The sequence below is a fragment of the Mycobacterium sp. NPDC050853 genome (genome assembly GCF_040653875.1).
Classification (GTDB): Bacteria; Actinomycetota; Actinomycetes; order Mycobacteriales; family Mycobacteriaceae; genus Mycobacterium.
In genome coordinates this window covers 165,881-184,914 of the sequence record NZ_JBFAGW010000001.1, presented here as the reverse complement: position 1 = coordinate 184,914, position 19,034 = coordinate 165,881, and the positions used below count along the sequence as shown (strand labels likewise).

General features: G+C 62.8%; 21 protein-coding genes. 10 read left to right on the top strand and 11 right to left on the bottom strand.

The window, feature by feature from the left end:
• Positions 1 to 31 precede the first annotated feature (31 nt).
• The 5 genes from AB0H22_RS00920 (at position 32) to AB0H22_RS00900 (ending at position 4,418) form a co-directional block, all read left to right on the top strand.
• Positions 32 to 832: an NAD(P)H-binding protein gene (locus AB0H22_RS00920; RefSeq protein WP_358144184.1), complete on the top strand. Its 801-nt coding sequence runs from the start codon at positions 32 to 34 to the stop codon at positions 830 to 832.
• A gap of 446 nt (positions 833 to 1,278) precedes the next feature.
• Complete coding sequence (locus AB0H22_RS00915) at positions 1,279 to 1,524, top strand: redoxin NrdH (protein WP_180748294.1); 246 nt, start codon at positions 1,279 to 1,281, stop codon at positions 1,522 to 1,524.
• Between the two features lie 26 nt (positions 1,525 to 1,550).
• Entirely contained in the window at positions 1,551 to 1,991 is a 441-nt protein-coding gene (gene nrdI, locus AB0H22_RS00910) for a class Ib ribonucleoside-diphosphate reductase assembly flavoprotein NrdI (protein WP_180748293.1), read from the top strand.
• A 53-nt stretch (positions 1,992 to 2,044) separates the two neighbouring features.
• A complete protein-coding gene (gene nrdE / locus AB0H22_RS00905; protein WP_358145974.1) occupies positions 2,045 to 4,126 on the top strand; it encodes a class 1b ribonucleoside-diphosphate reductase subunit alpha in 2,082 nt (693 codons plus the stop codon).
• 79 nt (positions 4,127 to 4,205) lie between these two features.
• Positions 4,206 to 4,418, top strand: a complete 213-nt coding sequence (locus AB0H22_RS00900) for a hypothetical protein (RefSeq protein WP_358144180.1) — start codon at positions 4,206 to 4,208, stop codon at positions 4,416 to 4,418.
• Positions 4,419 to 4,531: 113 nt separating this feature from the next.
• Here the strand turns inward: AB0H22_RS00900 and AB0H22_RS00895 are convergent, their stop codons facing one another.
• Complete coding sequence (locus AB0H22_RS00895) at positions 4,532 to 4,921, bottom strand: DUF5997 family protein (protein ID WP_358144177.1); 390 nt, start codon at positions 4,919 to 4,921, stop codon at positions 4,532 to 4,534.
• Between the two features lie 28 nt (positions 4,922 to 4,949).
• Between AB0H22_RS00895 and AB0H22_RS00890 the strand changes: the two genes are divergently transcribed.
• Complete coding sequence (locus AB0H22_RS00890; protein ID WP_358144175.1) at positions 4,950 to 5,660, top strand: LysR family substrate-binding domain-containing protein; 711 nt, start codon at positions 4,950 to 4,952, stop codon at positions 5,658 to 5,660.
• A gap of 21 nt (positions 5,661 to 5,681) precedes the next feature.
• On the opposite strand, the gene AB0H22_RS00885 is transcribed toward AB0H22_RS00890, so the two are convergent.
• A complete protein-coding gene (locus AB0H22_RS00885) occupies positions 5,682 to 6,179 on the bottom strand; it encodes a hypothetical protein (protein ID WP_358144172.1) in 498 nt (165 codons plus the stop codon).
• Between the two features lie 210 nt (positions 6,180 to 6,389).
• Entirely contained in the window at positions 6,390 to 7,283 is an 894-nt protein-coding gene (locus AB0H22_RS00880; RefSeq protein WP_358144170.1) for a DUF2199 domain-containing protein, read from the bottom strand.
• Between the two features lie 90 nt (positions 7,284 to 7,373).
• Here AB0H22_RS00880 and AB0H22_RS00875 point away from each other — a divergent pair, with 90 nt between their 5' ends.
• Complete coding sequence (locus AB0H22_RS00875) at positions 7,374 to 8,111, top strand: maleylpyruvate isomerase family mycothiol-dependent enzyme (RefSeq protein ID WP_358144168.1); 738 nt, start codon at positions 7,374 to 7,376, stop codon at positions 8,109 to 8,111.
• Here AB0H22_RS00875 and AB0H22_RS00870 read toward each other — a convergent pair.
• From AB0H22_RS00870 to AB0H22_RS00860, 3 genes are read right to left on the bottom strand one after another with little or no spacing between them, the layout of a single operon-like run.
• The gene (locus AB0H22_RS00870) at positions 8,097 to 8,732 is read right to left on the bottom strand and encodes a YoaK family protein (RefSeq protein ID WP_358145972.1); all 636 of its coding nucleotides are present in this window, start codon (positions 8,730 to 8,732) and stop codon (positions 8,097 to 8,099) included. The genes AB0H22_RS00875 and AB0H22_RS00870 overlap by 15 nt on opposite strands.
• Positions 8,733 to 8,763: 31 nt before the next feature.
• Positions 8,764 to 9,963: a geranylgeranyl reductase family protein gene (locus AB0H22_RS00865; RefSeq protein ID WP_180748287.1), complete on the bottom strand. Its 1,200-nt coding sequence runs from the start codon at positions 9,961 to 9,963 to the stop codon at positions 8,764 to 8,766.
• 29 nt (positions 9,964 to 9,992) lie between these two features.
• The gene (locus AB0H22_RS00860) at positions 9,993 to 10,859 is read right to left on the bottom strand and encodes an SDR family oxidoreductase (RefSeq protein ID WP_358144165.1); all 867 of its coding nucleotides are present in this window, start codon (positions 10,857 to 10,859) and stop codon (positions 9,993 to 9,995) included.
• Positions 10,860 to 11,033: 174 nt separating this feature from the next.
• On the opposite strand from AB0H22_RS00860, the gene nrdF reads away from it, so the two are divergent.
• On the top strand, positions 11,034 to 12,008 hold the full coding sequence (gene nrdF / locus AB0H22_RS00855; RefSeq protein ID WP_180748285.1) for a class 1b ribonucleoside-diphosphate reductase subunit beta: 975 nt from the start codon (positions 11,034 to 11,036) through the stop codon (positions 12,006 to 12,008).
• A gap of 153 nt (positions 12,009 to 12,161) precedes the next feature.
• Positions 12,162 to 12,491, top strand: coding sequence for a DUF3349 domain-containing protein (locus tag AB0H22_RS00850; protein ID WP_180748284.1), 330 nt, complete (start codon positions 12,162 to 12,164; stop codon positions 12,489 to 12,491).
• Positions 12,492 to 12,520: 29 nt separating this feature from the next.
• Here AB0H22_RS00850 and AB0H22_RS00845 read toward each other — a convergent pair whose 3' ends face one another.
• The 5 genes from AB0H22_RS00845 to AB0H22_RS00825 form a co-directional block, all read right to left on the bottom strand.
• On the bottom strand, positions 12,521 to 13,972 hold the full coding sequence (locus AB0H22_RS00845) for an LLM class flavin-dependent oxidoreductase (protein WP_358144163.1): 1,452 nt from the start codon (positions 13,970 to 13,972) through the stop codon (positions 12,521 to 12,523).
• A gap of 56 nt (positions 13,973 to 14,028) precedes the next feature.
• The gene (locus tag AB0H22_RS00840) at positions 14,029 to 15,072 is read right to left on the bottom strand and encodes an NAD(P)-dependent alcohol dehydrogenase (protein ID WP_358144160.1); all 1,044 of its coding nucleotides are present in this window, start codon (positions 15,070 to 15,072) and stop codon (positions 14,029 to 14,031) included.
• Between the two features lie 71 nt (positions 15,073 to 15,143).
• Positions 15,144 to 17,015: an ABC transporter ATP-binding protein/permease gene (locus AB0H22_RS00835; protein WP_358144158.1), complete on the bottom strand. Its 1,872-nt coding sequence runs from the start codon at positions 17,013 to 17,015 to the stop codon at positions 15,144 to 15,146.
• Between the two features lie 133 nt (positions 17,016 to 17,148).
• A complete protein-coding gene (locus AB0H22_RS00830; RefSeq protein WP_358144155.1) occupies positions 17,149 to 18,018 on the bottom strand; it encodes an EamA family transporter in 870 nt (289 codons plus the stop codon).
• Complete coding sequence (locus AB0H22_RS00825) at positions 18,011 to 18,589, bottom strand: TetR/AcrR family transcriptional regulator (RefSeq protein WP_358144153.1); 579 nt, start codon at positions 18,587 to 18,589, stop codon at positions 18,011 to 18,013. Before AB0H22_RS00825 ends, AB0H22_RS00830 begins: the two co-directional genes overlap by 8 nt.
• 36 nt (positions 18,590 to 18,625) lie before the next feature.
• On the opposite strand from AB0H22_RS00825, the gene AB0H22_RS00820 reads away from it, so the two are divergent.
• Positions 18,626 to 19,033: a hypothetical protein gene (locus AB0H22_RS00820; RefSeq protein WP_358144150.1), complete on the top strand. Its 408-nt coding sequence runs from the start codon at positions 18,626 to 18,628 to the stop codon at positions 19,031 to 19,033.
• Position 19,034 lies beyond the last annotated feature (1 nt).

Genomic DNA, 19,034 nt, shown 5'->3' with positions numbered 1-19,034 from the left:
ACTGTCGGTCATGCCCGGTAGCTTGCCGGGCATGACCGTTCTCGTCACCGGCGCCACCGGAAACATCGGCCGGAAGGTCGTTGATCATCTAGTTGACCTGGGCGTCAGCGATATTCGAGCATTGACCACCTCGCCGGAGAAGGCGGCGCTGCCGGATGGGGTGACGCCTGTTCTCGGATATCTCGGCGAGCTGCAGAGCCTTGCGGGCGTGTTCGATGGCGTTGAGCGGATGTACTTGGCACCGCTGCCGTCTACTGCCGCGGCGGTGCTTGAGTTGGCGCGCGCGGCCGGGGTGATGCATGTGGTGGCGCTGGCCGGGGATGCCTCGTGGTGGGCTGAACAGGCCACGGCCGTCGAAGGCAGCGGCATCGGGTGGACGCAGCTTGGCCCGGGGGAGTTCATGGAGAACTACGTGATGTGGGCCGAACAGATCAAGCGCACCGGAGCCGTCCACGAACCGGAGCGACAGGTGGCTCAATCGCCGATTGCGATGGATGATATCGCACGCGTGGCTGCGGCGGTTCTTCGTGCCGGAGCTGAGCACCTGGGTAAGAAGTACCCGATTACCGGTCCGGAGGCGGTGACCCGGCAGCAGTTGGTGCAGACCATCGCCGAGGTGGCCGGTATTGATGTGCGATACGCGATCAGCTCGCCGGAAGAGGCGGTGCGCGAGCTGAGGCCGACGATGGGGGATCGGGCCCAGTGGTACGTCGACACTCTGACCGATCCCGATTTCGAACAGCCGGCGAACACCTTGGTGTCCGATCTGACCGGGTACCCGGGTACCACATTCGCGCAGTGGGTGGCCGACAACGTGGGGCTCTTCCGCTAGATCCGGATCTGTCCCCAATTTCATCCACAGAACTCCACAGTTTCCACAGACTCGCCGGGCAATAACGTTTGCCCGGTGGTGGGTGATCTGCTAGCCGGTGTCGGTGCCCGGTGGTAGACACACCATATGTTCCAGCCACTGCCTAACGCCTGGACACGCCGTAGTTGCGACACGCCCAAATTTCGACCGTGCGATGTCTCACTACCAGGGAATTTCATGAATGTTGTTCAGAACATCTTGTATAGGTTCCGATTGTCGGACACTAGGTGTAGTGTCTGGAACACCGAAAGGCCGGGAATGATCTCGAGCCGCCCGGCCCGGATTATCGCTAGATCTTCAGGCAGATCCAGGCGCTCAGCCACCACGGGCGGCAAGGAATTTTCCCGGGCGCTGGACTGCTGAAAACTTTGTTGAGATATCTACGTTCGATTCGCTGAGGAGCGCGCATGAGCATCACCGTCTACACCAAGCCTGCCTGCGTTCAGTGCAACGCGACGTACAAGGCCCTCGACAAGCAGGGCGTCGAGTACGACGTCGTGGACATCACCGAGGTTCCCGAGGCGCGCGATTACGTGATGGCGCTCGGCTACCTACAGGCGCCCGTGGTCGTGGCCGGTGACGATCACTGGTCGGGCTTCCGTCCGGACCGCATCAAGGCACTCGTCGGTGCCGGCGTAGCCGTCTCTGCCTAGTACGTATATTTCGGCGGGATCCTGGCATGAGCCATTTGGTCTATTTCTCCAGCGTGTCGGAGAACACCCACCGCTTCGTCCAGAAGCTGGGTGTTCCCGCCACCCGGATCCCCCTGCGCGGTGACATCCAGGTTGACGACCCCTATGTCCTGATTGTGCCGACCTACGGCGGCGGGCATCCGGTGCCCGCTCAGGCCGGGGGATACATCCCCAAGCAAGTCGTCAGATTTCTCAACAACGAACACAACCGGTCTCTGATCCGAGGGGTCATCGCGGCCGGGAACACCAATTTCGGCGCGGAGTACTGCTACGCGGGCAAGGTCATCTCGGCCAAATGCGACGTGCCATATCTGTACCGATTTGAACTCATGGGCACCACGGAAGACGTGCAGCAGGTGCTCACCGGACTCGACGAATTTTGGAAGGACACACCGTGGCGCCAACCGCGACAACTGCAGAACCTGTGACCTCTGCGCACGGCTCGGCTCACGGCGAGCTGGACTATCACGCCCTTAACGCGATGCTCAATCTGTATGACGCCGAGGGCAAGATCCAGTTCGATATGGACGCCGCGGCGGCGCGGCAGTACTTCCTGCAGCACGTCAACCAGAACACGGTCTTCTTCCATAATCAGGACGAGAAGCTCGACTACCTGATCGAGAAGGAGTACTACGAGCGCGAGGTACTCGATCAGTACTCGCGCAACTTCGTCAAGTCGCTGCTAGACCGGGCGTTCGCGAAGAAGTTCCGGTTCCCGACGTTCCTGGGCGCCTTCAAGTACTACACCTCCTACACACTGAAGACCTTTGACGGAAAACGCTATCTGGAGCGTTTCGAGGACCGCGTCGTCATGGTGGCGCTGACGCTGGCCTCGGGTGACACCACGCTGGCCGAGAAACTTGTCGACGAGATCATTGACGGACGTTTCCAGCCGGCTACCCCGACATTCCTCAACTCGGGCAAGAAGCAGCGCGGCGAGCCGGTGTCCTGCTTCCTGCTGCGCATCGAGGACAACATGGAGTCCATCGGGCGTTCCATCAACTCGGCTCTGCAGCTGTCCAAGCGCGGTGGCGGTGTGGCCTTGCTGCTGACCAACATTCGTGAGCACGGCGCGCCGATCAAGAACATCGAGAATCAGAGCTCGGGTGTCATCCCGATCATGAAGCTGCTGGAAGACTCGTTCTCTTACGCCAACCAGCTGGGTGCTCGTCAGGGCGCCGGGGCCGTGTACCTGCACGCGCATCACCCGGACATCTTCCGTTTCCTGGATACCAAGCGGGAGAACGCCGATGAGAAGATCCGTATCAAGACGCTATCGCTGGGCGTGGTGATCCCGGACATCACCTTCGAGCTGGCCAAGAAGAACGAGGACATGTACCTGTTCTCGCCGTACGACGTCGAGCGCATCTATGGGGTGCCGTTCGCCGATATCAACGTCACCGAAAAGTATTACGAGATGGTCGATAACGGCCAGATCCGTAAGACGAAGATCAAGGCGCGCGAGTTCTTCCAGACCCTCGCCGAGCTGCAGTTCGAGTCCGGTTACCCGTACATCATGTACGAGGACACCGTGAACCGGGCCAACCCCATCGAGGGCAAGATCACCCACTCGAACCTGTGCTCGGAGATCCTGCAGGTGTCGACGCCGTCGTTGTTCAACGACGACCTGTCCTATGCCAAGGTGGGCAAGGACATTTCGTGCAACCTGGGCTCACTGAACATCGCCAGGACGATGGACTCGCCGGACTTCGCGCAGACCATCGAGGTGTCGATCCGCGCGCTCACCGCCGTGTCCGATCAGACCCACATCTGGTCGGTGCCCTCGATCGAGCAGGGCAACAACGATTCTCACGCCATCGGCCTGGGGCAGATGAACCTGCACGGCTACCTGGCGCGGGAGCGGATCTTCTACGGTTCCGAAGAGGGTGTGGATTTCACGAACATCTACTTCTACACCGTGCTGTACCACGCGCTGAAGGCGTCGAATCAGATTGCCGTCGAGCGGGGTAAGAGCTTCGGTGGCTTCGAGAGGTCGAAGTACGCCAGCGGCGAGTTCTTCGACAAGTACACCGAGCAGGTGTGGGAACCGGCGACCGAGAAGGTCCGCCAGCTCTTCGCCGACGCCGGGATTGGCATTCCGACACAAGACGATTGGGTACGGCTGAAGGAATCTGTGCAGCAGCACGGCATCTACAACCAGAACCTGCAGGCGGTGCCGCCGACCGGCTCGATCTCGTACATCAACCACTCGACGTCATCGATTCACCCGGTGGCCTCGAAGATCGAGATCCGCAAGGAAGGCAAGATCGGCCGTGCGTACTACCCGGCGCCGTACCTGACGAACGACAACCTGGAGTACTACCAGGACGCGTACGAGATCGGTTACGAGAAGATCATCGACACCTATGCCGCGGCCACTCAGCACGTGGATCAGGGGTTGTCGCTGACGCTGTTCTTCAAGGACACCGCCTCCACACGCGATGTCAACAAGGCGCAGATCTATGCCTGGCGCAAGGGAATCAAGACGCTGTACTACATCCGGCTACGGCAGATGGCGCTGGAAGGCACCGAGGTCGAGGGCTGCGTCTCCTGCATGCTGTAGGAGTGACGCTGCATGTGAAACTGAATTGCTGAAACGCCGATTACGGTTGGCGTCCTTGGGGGGTGGCATTCTCAGGCTGATGATGGCGGCCGCAGTGTTCATGACAGTTGGTCCCATGGGTTTTCTCGCGGGTTTCGCAGTATCAGAAGGCATTGGATACCTGTCGAAGATCATCGCAAAGGAGGTCGTGCGTATGAGCAAGAAGATCGTGAAATGCATTAAAGAGCGAACCGTCAAAGTTGAAAAGAGCCACCTTCCGCTCTCCGGGGTTCCCCTGCTGACGAGCCTGTGAAAGTCAGGCGAAAGAGCGCATTTCGCAAGCTGTTCCCCCGCGTGGGCTAAGTCAGTAGTCGCGGAGGGGTTCGGCAGCAACTTCGCCGCGGTCTATCTTGCCGGTGCTGCCGATCAGTTCTCGCGAGGAGCCCGTTCGGCCTGCAGCGCTTTGACGCGTCGCTGCTCGCTCAGCACCATCTGATAGCTCTCGCGTTCCGCGACCAGCCACTGCGGCTTCTCCTCGAGCAACTGATCGATCTGCTCGGTGGTAAGCGGACCTTCAACGCCGCCCCGCGCGAGACCGGCGATCGAGACGCCCAGCTTGGCTGCCACGAGGTTCTTCGGATGCGGGCCGCTCTTGCGGAGGTCCTTGAGCCATTGCGGTGGGTCCGCCTGCAGGGCGGCGAGCTCGGTGCGGGTGATCGGGTTGTCCTGGAACTCCGCGGGCGTCGCTTGCAAGTACACGTCCAGCTTCTTCGCCGCCGTAGCGGGTTTCATGGACTGCGCGTTCGGCCTGCTCATAGGACCAGCCTATCGGTAGGCTGAAGCGGTGACTTCGCGCTCCCTCACCCTCGGGTACGTCCCCGGCGGGACGCCCGCAAAGTGGGCTCAGATCTGGGCGGAGCGTCACCCCGAGGTCCCGCTGCAGTTGCGTGCCGTTGCCGCGGCAGACGCGGCCGCCGCAGTGAGGGCGGGGACTGTCGATATGGCGTTGCTCCGGCCGCCGGCCGACACTTCCGGGCTGGCCGTCATTCCCCTCTACGACGAGACAACGGTAGCCGTAGTGCCGACCGATCACATTCTCAGTGCCTTCGACGCTATTACCGCCACGGACCTTGACGGCGAGCCGATTCTGCTCCCACTCGACCACGTCCTCGATTGGGCGGCGCCCGGTAACCGGGTCGATCACCGACCCGAGACCACCGAGGAAGCAATAGAACTCGTCGCCGCAGGGATCGGCGTGCTCATCGTTCCGCAGTCATTGGCACGGCTGTATCACCGCAAAGACCTCACGTACCGCCCGATCACCGACGCGCCTACCTGCCCCGTGGCACTCGCCTTCCCGGAAGGGGCGCCGCCGCCACTGGTCGAGGAGTTCATCGGCATTGTGCGGGGCCGCAAACCCGGCTCGTCGCGGGGGCAGGCTGAGCCGGTACCGAAACGCACCGCGAGGGAGAAGACTCTCGCGAAGCAGGCCGCCCGGGCCGCTGCGGGCAAGGTTGCCCGCAAGCCGGGCCGGGTCGACCGCGGTCGACGCTGACTCAACCATCCAGCACGTGGATCAGGGGACCTCGGCACTCTCTGCTTCGGCGAGTTCCTTCAAGGTCAACAGCTGCTTTCGCATCATGACCATGTCACCCAACACCAAGGGGCTCAGGAATATTGGTCGGCCGGCGAAGCGAACGCGTACATGCATGCGCGTGCCAGCACCGGCAGGCTTGATGGAGTAGGTAACCGCCGCGGCGAATGTTCGGAGCGTGATGTGCTTGTCGGGTTCGAACCCGATGAGCCGGAACGCGAACATGAAACGCTGGCCAAGCGCAAGTTCCACCAGCTTCACATCGCGCGTGCGGGGACTGCGGCGGCCGACGTTATCGAGAAGGTCATAGCTGTACGGAGCGGCACGCAGTTGGCACAACCATGGGAAGACGACGTGCGGGGGCGCGTCGACGTCGATAGCGCGATCGCACACCACTACCTTGCCGGAAAACTCGGCGTCGCAAGGTAATGCGGCCGCCACCTCATCCGGTGTCACACCCCAGAACTGCCCGGGGATCATGATGATGCCAGCGTGAGTCCGTCGATATGGATTAAACGTTCCATATCGACGACACTATCGGTGCGCGAGACACACACGCAAGCTGTCTCACTCCGCGGCGGCCATCTAATACCGCGAACGCGCCTGCCTAGGGCTCTGGCTCTGGTGCCGGCTCTTTCGGTGCAGGCGGGGTCCGGCATGTGCCCTACTTGTCGGCGGGCACGGTGTGAGCTAGTTGCCGCCCGGAGAGACAGACCGAAACACGTGCCACGCCCAGTCGTGGTCGGTGGGATCGTCGTACACACAGACTAGCCACACCGCGCTCCCGTTTGCGACGATCTGTCCGTAGAACTGGTGCTCGGGTTGACCGTCCGCGTCTACAACTCGCCAGAAGGCATGTCGTAGAACCCCGTCCGTGTGGTCGGTGTACTCGTGGTCGGGCGGCACACCCGGCGCGAATGCGAGGAGTTCCCTTAAGAACTGGTCTTGTGGCCGGTCATCGCGATCGCCGAACACGTCGACCGAGACCGATCGGCCAGGCCCGGTGAACACCAACGTGCGGTCCTCGGTCGTCCACGCAAGGCCAGCGCTGCGCTCGATGCCCCAACCGCGAGAAAGGCTCTCCCGGACCGGAATCGGCAGTGCGAAGGCGAAATGTCCCAACACTTCATCGCGGTCCCAGGCCTCGGACAGCATTTGGATGACGAGTGGATCCGACGAGTCAACGATGACGGGCAGATGATCGGGGTCCTGTACAACTGCGGTGACATTGGCGCCGAACGCCGCGGCCCAGGGTTCGATGCCATTGGCTAGGGTGCCGTGCACCGTGAGGCTCGCGTATTCGTCCTCCTCCCAGATGCGTCGACAGTGCTTGTAGTCGGGGCTACTGATCTGAATCCACACGCCGAGCGCAAGCTCAACGTCACCGCTGAGGGTCACGTTGAGAAGGCATCGGAGAAATCGTCCGATACCGGAAGCCTTGACGAACGCCTTGGCGGGCCGGTGAATCGTGTCCTGCGGAAGGTCTCTCGCGGGGTCTGGGAGCTGAAACCCGATGTCGATCCGATTCTCCCATTCGATCAGATACCCACAGCAGCTGCAGCGAATCAAAGAGACTGGCTTCACGTGGCTATTGTCTGTCATTGGCGAAGTTTGTGCCTGGTGAGCCGATGGCCTTCAGTCGATGGCCGCGTTGCCGCATGCTGTAATGGCCCGGTGACGCCTGATCAGTGGCTGGAAGCACTGCGCAAAGGGATGGCGGCCGTAGCTGCGACCCCGCCCGAGTACCTGGAGCGTGACGCACCGTCCTGTCCGGGCTGGACGGCACGCGATGTGGTCGCCCATCTCGGGGGAGTGCATCGTTGGGCAGTGGGTGTCGTTGTCGGGCAAAAGATTCCGTACACAGATGTCGACCCGGACGCCCCGGCAGGGGAGCCCGTCATCGGTTGGTACTCCGACCGCGCAGACAATCTCGTCGCCGCTCTGACATCGAAAGACCTTGATGCGCCGACGAAGTCGCCATTCGGTGAGCGGCCGGTGCGATTCTGGTATCGCCGGCAGGCAAACGAGGTGGCGGTACACCGCTGGGACATCGAGCACGCTTATCGCGGATGGGACGCCGAACCCATCGACCCAGCCCTGGCGGCCGACGGCATCGGCGAGTGGTCGGAGCTGTTCACGCCCAGGCGTATCGGGCGTGACGGCGGGACTCCGGAAGACCTTCGAGGAGCGCGAATCCTCCTGACCGCCAGCGACGCCGATGGTTCCTGGCTGCTGCGCGTGGACGCCGATGCCATTGGCATCGTGGACGAAGACGCCGTACCGGACGCCACGATCACGGCATCCACGTCCGATCTGCTGCTTGCGCTGTGGCACCGGGTTCCGTTGTCACGCTTGGCGGTCGACGGAGATGTCGCCCGCGTGGAGCAGGTGCTGGACCTAGTCCGGATCTGACGCAGGGCTTGAACGGCGCACCAGCCAGGTGGCAACCGTGGCGATGGCCAGGAGCGTCAACCCGACCCACAGCGCGTCGAGTCCGATGCGGTGGTACGTCGCGGCGCCCAACACGGCGCCAATCGTCAGGCCCGCCCACAGCGTGATGTAGCGCAGCCACACCCACCGGGGTCCGCCGAAGAACGCATCGACGAGTCGCTGTCCGGCCTTGACCACCGTTCCGGTGATGTAGGTGAGGCCAACCTGAACCTCGCCGGAGCGCTGGAAGACTGAGTTCATGGCGCCCATCGCTAGCGCCGTGATGAGCAGCGCCGCGATACCCGCACCCAATTCCTGTGTAATCGCCGCCGCGGCCACCGTTATCGAGGCAACCGCCAGCACGGCGATTCGCTCGTATTCGCCGCTGACCCGTGACGCGATTGCGCCGATCATCACCCCTATAAAGAACATGCCGATCAAACCGGCTGCCTTGTAAGCAGATTCCCACTGCTGACTCGCCGTCGACGCGGCCATCCTGGTCGTGTTACCGCTCATGAACGACAGGAAGTATCCGCCCAGATGTACAAATCCGATCGCGTCGAGAAACCCCGCGACCGTTGACAGCCCGGTGGCGAGCACCATCTCCCGTCGCCGGATCGACCACACGGCGGAATCAGTTCGACGTCTTGTGGCCCGGACCCTGCGCCTGCTTGTACAAGACCTTGAGCAGGTTTTCGCGGAATGTCGAGTTGTCCATCAGCTTGATGCCCTTATCGCACAGCCAGGGATTACCCAACGCCTTATGCATGATCCGGCCGCGGCGGTACTCGCGACCCCACGCGTCGTACATGCGCTGCTCGAAGTTGGTGAAGTCGCCGGGGCCATCGTTCTGCAACGCCGCGACGGCGCATTCGCCTGCCGTCAAACCGGATTCGAGCGCCTTGGAGATCCCGGCACCGCTCACCGGCTTGCCCGCGCCCAGCGCGTCACCAACGAACAGCACACCGGGACGCCACGGCGGCCAGGACACGAAGCCCATCGGCAGCCGCCATGCGCGTACACCCTTGTTTTTGCGAAGCTCCGCGACATCGGGCAATTCCCATTGCGCCGGAAGCTTTTTCATGTACGCGTCGAGTACATCGGCGGCGTTGACGTCCTGCCATTTCCGGTAGCTGTTCACGTATCCGATACCGACGTTGATCCGCCCGCCACCGAGCGGGAATACCCAGCCGTAACCGGGCAGCGCGTCCTGCTTGTGAAACAGCCGCAGGTCGATGTCGAGCATGTTCGAGTCTTCTCGGTTGGCCGCCATCTCGGCCCGGATCGCAATCGCGGTGTACCCCTTGACCTCCGAGTCGATGTTCATCGCTCGTTTGAAGGGGGAGTAGGCGCCGTCGGCGACTATCACCGCGTCGGCCGAGATGGTGTCCCGGGATCCGTTGGCGGTCTTGATCTCAACACCCTTTACGCGATCGCCGTCGCCGATCGGACCAACCGCCTCGGTGGACTGACGCACCTCGACACCTGCCGATTCGGCATGCTTGAGCAGCAGGGTGTCCAGCTCGGGCCGTCGCACCACATGCCCGTGGCTGGGCATCCCGGGCCGACGGGGGAACGTCAGTTCCCAGACGGTGCCGCTGTCGACGCGCACCCCGTCGACGCGATGGAACTGTGCGACCTCATTGGCCAGGCCCATCTTCTGCAGGTAACTCACGGCGCGTGCGGTGAGCCCGTCACCGCACGGCTTGTCCCGCGGGAATTCAGCCTTGTCGACGAGAACCACGCGGGCACCCGTGCGGGCGGCCTGCCAGGCCGCGGCTGACCCGGCCGGGCCCCCGCCGACTACAGCAATGTCGTAATGGTTCTCTGTCACGTATTAAATAGTAAGGGCGGATAGCACGTCTATTCGCCCTCGGGCTTCGTGACGCCGAGGCTCGATCCGGCCCGGTTCTCGTATGCGCTGCGTGCGCTGGTGTCGACTTCGAGGAACACGCGGTCGGTACCGGTCTTCTTGCTCATGAATCGGCGGACCTTGGTGGGCAGTGAGTTGACGATCGTGGTCACCGCACCGAGCGGCTTCGGGACGGTGACCTGCACCCGCGGCTTCTCGATGATCCGCACCACCGCTGCTGCGATATCTTCGGGTTCGACGGGTTTCTGGGCGCCGGTGGAGTCGGTGCCCGCGATCAGCTCGGTATTGGTGAAGGTTGGCAGCACCGCGCTGACCTGTACCCCTTGCGGCGCGAATTCGTCGCTCAGTGCTCGGGACAGGCCCACCACGCCGAACTTGGACGCGTTGTAGACGGCCATGCCGGGGGCCGCCATGAGCCCTGCTACCGAGGCGATGTTGACGACCTGGCCACTGCGGCGGGCCACCATCTCGGGCAGCGCCAGCCGACAGCCGTTGATGACGCCGTACAGGTTGACCTCCAACATCGACCTGATTGCACGGTCGCTGGTGGATAGGAAGGGTCCGATCGGCATGACGCCCGCGTTGTTGATGAGCACGTCGACGGGCCCGCCGGCGCTGGCAGCCTCCAGGAATCGCTTGAACGATGCGGGGTCGGTGACGTCGACCGGGTGGGCGTCGACGTTTCCTTCTTCCTTGAGTCCCTCGACCGCAGCGCCGAGCGCCTCGACATCACGGTCGCCGATCACCACCCGTGCACCCCGACGCAGAAGTGCGGTGGCGGTGGCGTAGCCGATACCGCGTGCGGCACCGGTGATGGCGATAGTTTTCCCGTTGATGTTGTCCCTGGATGAGCCCATGACCACGGACTTTACACGTGTCAAGTTTGTGTCACTAGGGATTCTCGCGAATGAGCTCGACACGCTTAACCACAACACGTTGTGTTGCGCCACGTTGTCGCACCCCAGGGGTAGTGTCTGTGACACAGTCAGCGAATCCCGCGAATCTGTTTGACGTTCTCCAGGAGTGGTCTCGTGAGTGAAAAACTAAAGCTGGTCAGCCGTGTCTCGGCGATCAACTGGAACCGGGTTCCCGATGAGAAGGATGCCGAGGTCTGGGACCGGCTCACCGGTAACTTCTGGCTGCCTGAAAAGGTGCCGGTGTCCAATGACATCCCGTCGTGGAACACCCTCACCGATCACGAAAAACAGTTGACCATGCGGGTTTTCACGGGCCTGACGCTGCTTGACACCATTCAGGGCACTGTCGGTGCGGTCAGTCTGATCCCCGATGCGATCACTCCGCACGAGGAGGCGGTGTACACCAACATCGCGTTCATGGAATCGGTGCACGCCAAGAGCTACAGCTCGATCTTCTCGACGCTGTGCTCCACACGCGACATCGACGACGCGTTCCGCTGGTCGGAGGAGAACCCGAACCTGCAACGCAAGGCCGAGATCGTCATGGAGTACTACCGGGGTGACGAGCCGCTCAAGCGCAAGGTTGCCTCGACCTTGCTGGAGAGCTTCCTGTTCTACTCGGGCTTCTACCTTCCGATGTACTGGTCGAGCCGTGCCAAGCTCACCAACACCGCCGACATGATCCGGCTCATCATTCGTGACGAGGCCGTGCACGGGTACTACATCGGTTACAAGTTCCAGCGCGGTCTGGAGCGCGTCGACGAGACCAAGCGCGCCGAGCTCAAGGACTACACCTACGAGCTGCTATTTGAGTTGTACGACAATGAGGTTGAGTACACCCAGGACCTCTATGACGAGGTGGGGCTCACCGAGGACGTCAAGAAGTTCCTGCGGTACAACGCCAACAAGGCCCTGATGAACCTCGGCTACGAGGCCATGTTCCCGCGGGACGAGACCGACGTGAACCCGGCGATCCTGTCGGCGCTGTCACCGAACGCCGACGAGAACCACGACTTCTTCTCCGGATCGGGCTCTTCGTACGTCATCGGCAAGGCCGTGAACACCGAAGACGACGACTGGGACTTCTAGCTCCTGTTATCTATCCGGCGAGCAGACGCTTAGTGCACACAAATCACAGGTGGCGCGTGCACCAAGTGTCTGTTCGCCGGATACAAATGAACGCCCGGTGAACTGTGTACCCCCTGTCTCGCGCTGGGAACACGCTGCAGGGAGACTGAACGGGTGACGAGCACATCGATTATCGGTTCGATCGTTTCTTGGCTGTCCGCGGGATACCCCGAGGGTGTCCCCCCGACGGACCGGTTCCCGCTATTGGCGCTGCTGCGCCGCACGCTGACCGAGGAGCAGGTCCAGGAAGTGGTCGCCAAGCTGACCGATCCCGCGTCTTCCGCTCTGGTAGACGGCGTGGTGAGCCAGAGCGAGATCGAGCAGTTCATCGCGGATGTGACGAAGGATGAGCCGACCGCTCAAGACATTTCACGTGTGGCCTCACGCCTGGCCGCTGGCGGCTGGCCGCTTGCCGGTGTGGATGCCACGGCGCTCAACGCCTAACTAGAACGCCCGGTTCCGCCGCGGCGGAACTACCGCCCGGGGGTGGGTGCCGGCGCGGTGGATCCCGAGGATGACGGCACGGTGGATGGCCGATCGATGATCGTCGACAGCGGTCCACCGATCCGGTACTTGGCGCCCCGATGCTCTTCGGGCAGGCGGTCGCCGTTTCCCAGCAGCTTATGGCGCAATGTCCCTGGGGTGTAGGCATTTTGATAGGCGCCGCGCTCTGTCAACACCGGGACGACGTATTCGATGAAGTCCTCGAAGGTGCCGGGTGTGATCGCGTAGGCCAGATTGAAGCCGTCGACATCGGTTTCCTCCACCCACTCCTGCAGGGTGTCGGCCACCTCGGTGCCGGAGCCGACGACACGCGGCCCCATGCCGCCGATCTCACCCCACTCGGCGATATCGCGCACTTTCCACTCCCGACCATCGGCGGTGGCGGCCTGAAACGCCGCGACCGCTGACAGAATCGCGTTGGAGTCCACGTTCCCGATCGGCTCATCCAGGCCGTAGCGGGCCAAATCGATGCCCATCCAGCCGGACATGAACACCAATGCGCCTTCCGCGCTGCCATAGCTCAGCAGCTCGGCGTGCTTGGCATGCGCCGCTTCGGAGTTCTCGCCGGTGACGACGGTCGTGAGGTTGAAGATCTTGGCGGAGTAGGGATCTCGCCCGGCAAGTTCCAGCTCGCGGCGGATGGTGGTGACCGTCTGGCGTAACAGCTCCTTGGTGGGTGCGGCGGTGAACACCGCCTCGGCATTCTCGGCGGCGAAGCGCACCCCGCGCGGTGAGGAACCCGCCTGGTAGATCACCGGCGTCCGTTGTGGCGACGGTTCCACCAGATGCACGCCGGGAACGGTGAAATGCGTTCCCTCATGGCCGATGTGGTGCACCTTGTCGGGATCGGTGAAGACGCCACGCGCGGCATCGCGGACGACAGCGCCGTCCTCCCAGGAGCCTTCCCATAGCTTGTAGAGCACCTCAAGGTACTCATCGGCGTGGTCATAGCGGGCGTCGTGCGCGGGCTGATCGGTTTGGCCCATGTTGCGTGCCGCGGCAGGAAGATACCCGGTGACGACATTCCAGCCGACTCGCCCGCCGGTGAGGTGATCAAGGGTGGATAGCCTGCGCGCGAACGGATATGGATGTTCGAATCCGGTACCGGTGGTGACCCCGAAGCCGAGGTGCTCGGTGACCAATGCCATTGCCGAGACCAGCAGCAGGGGATCGGCGACCGGGATCTGTGCGGCCTGGCGGATGGCGGCCTCGTCGCTGGCGCCGTAGATGTCATAGGTGCCAAGCACATCGGCGATGAACAGCCCATCGAAGCGACCGCGTTCGAGCAGTGTGGCCAGGTTCGTCCAGTAGGACAGATCCTTGTACCGCCAGGACTGGTCGTCGGGGTGCCGCCACAGGCCGGGGGATTGGTGTGCAACGCAATTCATATCGAACGCGTTGAAACGGATGACGCGGGTCATCCCCTCAGCATCGGCACCCCGACGACATCAGTCACCGGTTGTACTCGGGATGAAACTTAGAGCGTGGCGGTGTCGATGACGAAGCGGTACCGCACATCGCTGGCGATCACGCGCTCGTACGCCTCGTTGATGTAGCTGGCATCGATGACCTCGATCTCTGAGCCGATGTTGTGCTCGGCGCAGAAGTCAAGCATCTCTTGGGTTTCCGGAATCCCGCCGATACCTGAACCGGACAGGTTCCGGCGCCCGAAGAGCAGCGGGAAGGCCGGAACTTCGATGGGGTTCTCCGGTGCACCGAGCTCGACCAACGTCCCGTCCACATTGAGCAGACCAAGGTACTGGCCCATATCGAGATTGGCGGAGACGGTGTTGAGGATGAGATCGAAGCCATAACGCAGGTTCTTGAAGGTGTCCGGGTCGGACGTGGCGTAGTAGTGGCTGGCACCCAGGCTCAGTCCGTCTTCCAGCTTCTTCAGTGACTGGCTCAGCACCGTGATCTCGGCGCCCATCGCAGCGCCCAGCTTGACGGCCATGTGCCCAAGTCCGCCGAGTCCGATGACGGCAACACGCTTGCCCGGACCGGCACCCCAGTGCCGCAGCGGTGAGTAGGTGGTGATACCCGCGCACAGCAGTGGCGCGGCCGTGTCCAGCGGCAGGCTGTCGGGGATGCGCAGCACGAAGTCCTCGTTGACGACGACGGCCTGGCTGTATCCGCCCTGTGTCTGAGTGCCGTCGCGGTCCTTGGCACCGTACGTGCCGACCATGCCGCCCCGGCTGCAGTATTGCTGCAAGCCGGCGATGCACTGGGGACACTCGCGGCAGGACTCGACCATGCAGCCGACACCGGCATGATCGCCCGGCTTGAACTTGGTGACTTCCGAACCGACCGCGCTGACTACGCCGGCGATCTCGTGACCGGGGACGATCGGGTACTTGGCGCGTCCCCACTCGTCGCGAACAGTGTGGATATCGGAGTGACAGATACCGGCGAACTTGATGTCGATGAAGACATCGTGCGGGCCGACTTCACGACGCTCGATAGTGGTGGGGACCAGTGGTGCCTTGCCGGACGTGGCGGCGTAGGCGGAGACGGTGACCATATATGCGTCCTTTTGAGATAGTTAACGAAGCTACCGATCTCAGACTACCCGCCGTCCTCAGCTGGGGCAGCTCAGATCGGTGACAGCGACCACTGCCCGTCGCCGATCAGCTCCAGTTTCTGCGTGTGATGCTGGTCGACCGTGCTGCGGTGACTGACGCTGACCACGGTGCACTCGGGCACCTCCGTGCGGATCAGGCGGTACAGCGCGAACTCCAGGCCCTCGTCGAGCGCCGACGTCGACTCGTCCATGAAGACCACCTTGGGCTTGATGAGCACGATGCGCGCGAAGGCGACGCGCTGCTGCTCGCCGGGGGACAGCACCTTGATCCAGTCGGATTCCTCGTCGAGACGGTCCACGAGGTGTGCCAGGGAGACCTTCTCTAGGGTCTGCCGGAGTTCCTCGTCGGCGAAGGTCCCCGACTCGGCGGGGTAGGTCAACGCGTCGCGCAGATTGCCCAGCGGGATGTACGGCAGCTGCGAGATGAACATGGTCTCGTGCTCGCCGCCGGGCCGGCTCCAATGACCGTCCGCGTACGGCCACAGCTGTGCCAGGGAGCGCAGCAGCGTGGTCTTGCCGCCACCCGAGGCGCCCTTGATGACAAGGGCATCGCCCGCGTTCAGCTCGAGGTTGACATCGTCGATAAGCCTGTCGCCATTGGGTTTACGGACGTATACGTTCTCCAGCGTGACCCCTTCGTCCTGGCTACCGGGGTCGAGCGACGGGAGCTCGCGGGATTGTCCATTAGCCTGCAGCAGTCCGTCGAGACGCATGACGGTCGCGCGATACGCGGCGAAGGTGTCGTACGCATTGCGGAAGAACGAGAGGTTGTCGTTGACCTGTCCGAACGCATTGGCGGACTGGCTGAGCGCGCCGTAACTGATTTCACCGGCCATAAGGCGCGGCCCTTGGATGACATAGGCGAAGACCGCAGACGCCTGGCTGACGCTCAGGTTCCATCCGGTGAAGCTGATGGTCCGGCCGACAAGATGCCAGAAGTTGGTGATGATGCCGTCGAATCGAGTCTGGAGCTGCTTGGACTCAGCTCGCTCGCCGCGATAGAAGGCAACGCTCTCCGCAGTATCCCGAAGGCGGACAAGGGCATAACGGAACATAGCGTTGAGGCGTTCGTTCAGGAAGTACAGCCGGATCAGTGGGCGCCCGATCCGGAATGCCACATATGTCGCGATGATGACGTACAGGAATGCCAGAAACACCATCGCGTGCGGGACGTTGACGCCGAAGTAGGTCTGCGGTCCGGACAGTTGCCACAGGATGATGGTGAACGACACCAGCGAGATCACCGAATTCACCGCACCAAAAGCGAGATGGGTGGACGAACTCTGTAGCGACTCTGGCGCCGTAGACATCGCCACGAAGTTGTTGATATCGGCCTGGATTCGCTGATCAGGGTTGTCGATGGTGCTGTCGATGAACCGCGACCGGTAGAACGCCCGGCCCTGTAACCAGTCGGATGTCACTCTTTTGGTGAGCCAGACGCGCCACCGGATGATGAAGGCCTGCAGGATGAATATATCGACCATCACCCGCGCTACGTGGATGGTCGCGAGGACGATGAACATCAAGATGGCATGCCAGAAGGCGGCTTTCGCCTCGGGCATTCCTTGCCCGTCGCGGGCCAGCGCTCCGGAGATCGCCTGGATCGACGAGGACAGGTCGTTGTAGTAGTACGAGAAAACCACGGCTAGCCGTACCCCGGACACCACCGAGAGCAGCAGAAGGGCGAGGAGGACCAAACCGGGACGCCCCTCACGGCTGGTGAAGTAGCTGCCCGTGATACGCCAAAACTGCTGACCCCACTGCGTGAAGGTGACAAGAGCGAGCGCAATCAACACGAAGCACACCACCGTCAGCGGCCACACCCAGCTGACCCAGACCAGCGATCGCCATGTTTCCGTTCCCCAGTCGGTCGCCGTCTCCATCAATCATGCCCTCCGAGTCCGTCACTATCCAGTTGATCGCGGAGTGTACGGGCACCGACTGTGCACGTCCTGGCAACGGGGTTACGGCGTGCCTTCGCCGAGTGTCAGCAGTGCTGTGCACACCCGGTGTAAATCACGCAGTAGCGCTCACACTCGGTGGGGAGTCCCGGCGTGAGGCCACCGCCACCACAATCGCGAGGATGCCGAAGAGCTCCGGCGTGGTGGGGATCTGGTGTAACACGAATACACCGATAGCGGACGCGGTGAGCGGAAGGAGCGCCAAAAGCACCGCGAAGTAGCTCCGCCCCGCCTGTCGCAGTATTACCTGGTCGAGCCCGTACGGGATGACGTTGGAGAGCACGCCCATCAGCAGTCCCAAGACGAGGACGTGCACGACGGGTACATCGTCATGAGCTCCGGCGATTCCCAGGCCCAAGACCGGAGCGGTCGCGATTGTGGCAACGGTGAATCCGACCGCCAGTGAGTCGGCCGGATTGCCCTGTAGCGCAACGCGCTTTCCGAGGACGATGTATCCGGCCCAGAACAGTGCGGCAAGCAGCGCGAAGGCCATCCCGGCGGGTTCGGACGCCAGCTGCACATCGGCGATCAGAACCACCCCGACGAGCGCGGCCAGCACCGAGAAGCCGTCTCGGGCAGAGCGCGAGCCGATCGCGGCAACGCCGATGGGCCCCAGGAACTCGATCGCCACCGCGGTACCGAGCGGCAGCCGGTCGATGGCCAGATAGAACGACATGTTCATCAGCGCGGTGACCACACCAAAGGCGCTCGCCCACAACAGTCGATCCCCCCGCCAGGCGGCGGCCTGCGGACGAGCGATGGCCAGGAACACCAGCGCCGCACCGCACACCCGGAGCCAGGCGACGCTCGCCGGGTCAAGCCAGCGGAACAGGCCGACACCGGCCGCGGCGCCGATATACATCGAGGTCCCGCTGACCAGCATGAGCGCGGGTGCGACCAGCCGGTGACGCGCGGCCTCAGCCATTGTGTGCTGCCAAGAGATGGCGGACCGCGGCGGCGAGGTCTTCTTCGAGCCACCCGGGCAAGGTGGGCATGTGGCGGCGTACTGCGGCATAGGGCAGGTCCACCACGGCGCGCATGAGCCGGTCGCGCGATCTCGCGTCGGCGCGACCATAGACGGCCCGCGTCAGATCCCGCGTCGCGCTGAACAACGGTTCGTTCATCTCGTCCAGTCTGGAACCAGCGTCGGCGCCAAGAACGTCGGTGCTGCGTAGGGATAGCAGCAGCCGGGCGTCGTCCGGGCAGGCGCGCGCGAAAGCCGGCACCGAAAGCGCCAGCGCCACAGCTACTTCAACGGAGTCTTCGGTGGAGCGCAGCGCGCCGAACGCGTGCTCATGAAAGCGCTCGACTGCGCGCAGCCATGTCGCCGACAGAATCGCCTCACGGTTGCCGAAGCGGTGGTTCAGCGTTCCGGGCGGGGCTCCCGAAGCGCTCGCGATTGCCGCAATGGTGGCGGCTCGCGGACCACCGCCGAGTAACAGGGCGCGCACTGCGTCGAGGATGGCATCGCTGGTGTGTTTGCGTTCCGGTGCCATCTGGAATGTTCATCCTAATTCTGATAGACAGTAGATATGGAACATCCATCCTATATTGACGAGCATACGATCCGGATAGACGCGCCGCGGCACCAGGTGTGGGAGAGCCTGCAGCACAATGTCGACGCCATGTTGCGGTCTGCCGAGCGCAACCCGATCGGCCCGTTGTTGGGCACCCGGCCTCGCGCCGGGTTCGCCGTCGACGGCATCGAGCCCGAACAGCGCTTGAGCTTGGCGGGGCAGCACCGTTTTTCGCGTTACGAGCTGGTTTTCGAGCTTGGCGAAACCCGGGACGGTGGTACGCAACTGCGTGCGCAGACCTATGCAGACTTTCCCGGGCTGCGCGGCAGGATTTACCGTGCCTTGGTCATTGGCACCCGCGGACATGTGCTGGCGACCAATTACATCCTGCGCTCGGTGAAGCGGCGGGCGAGTACCGTCTGAA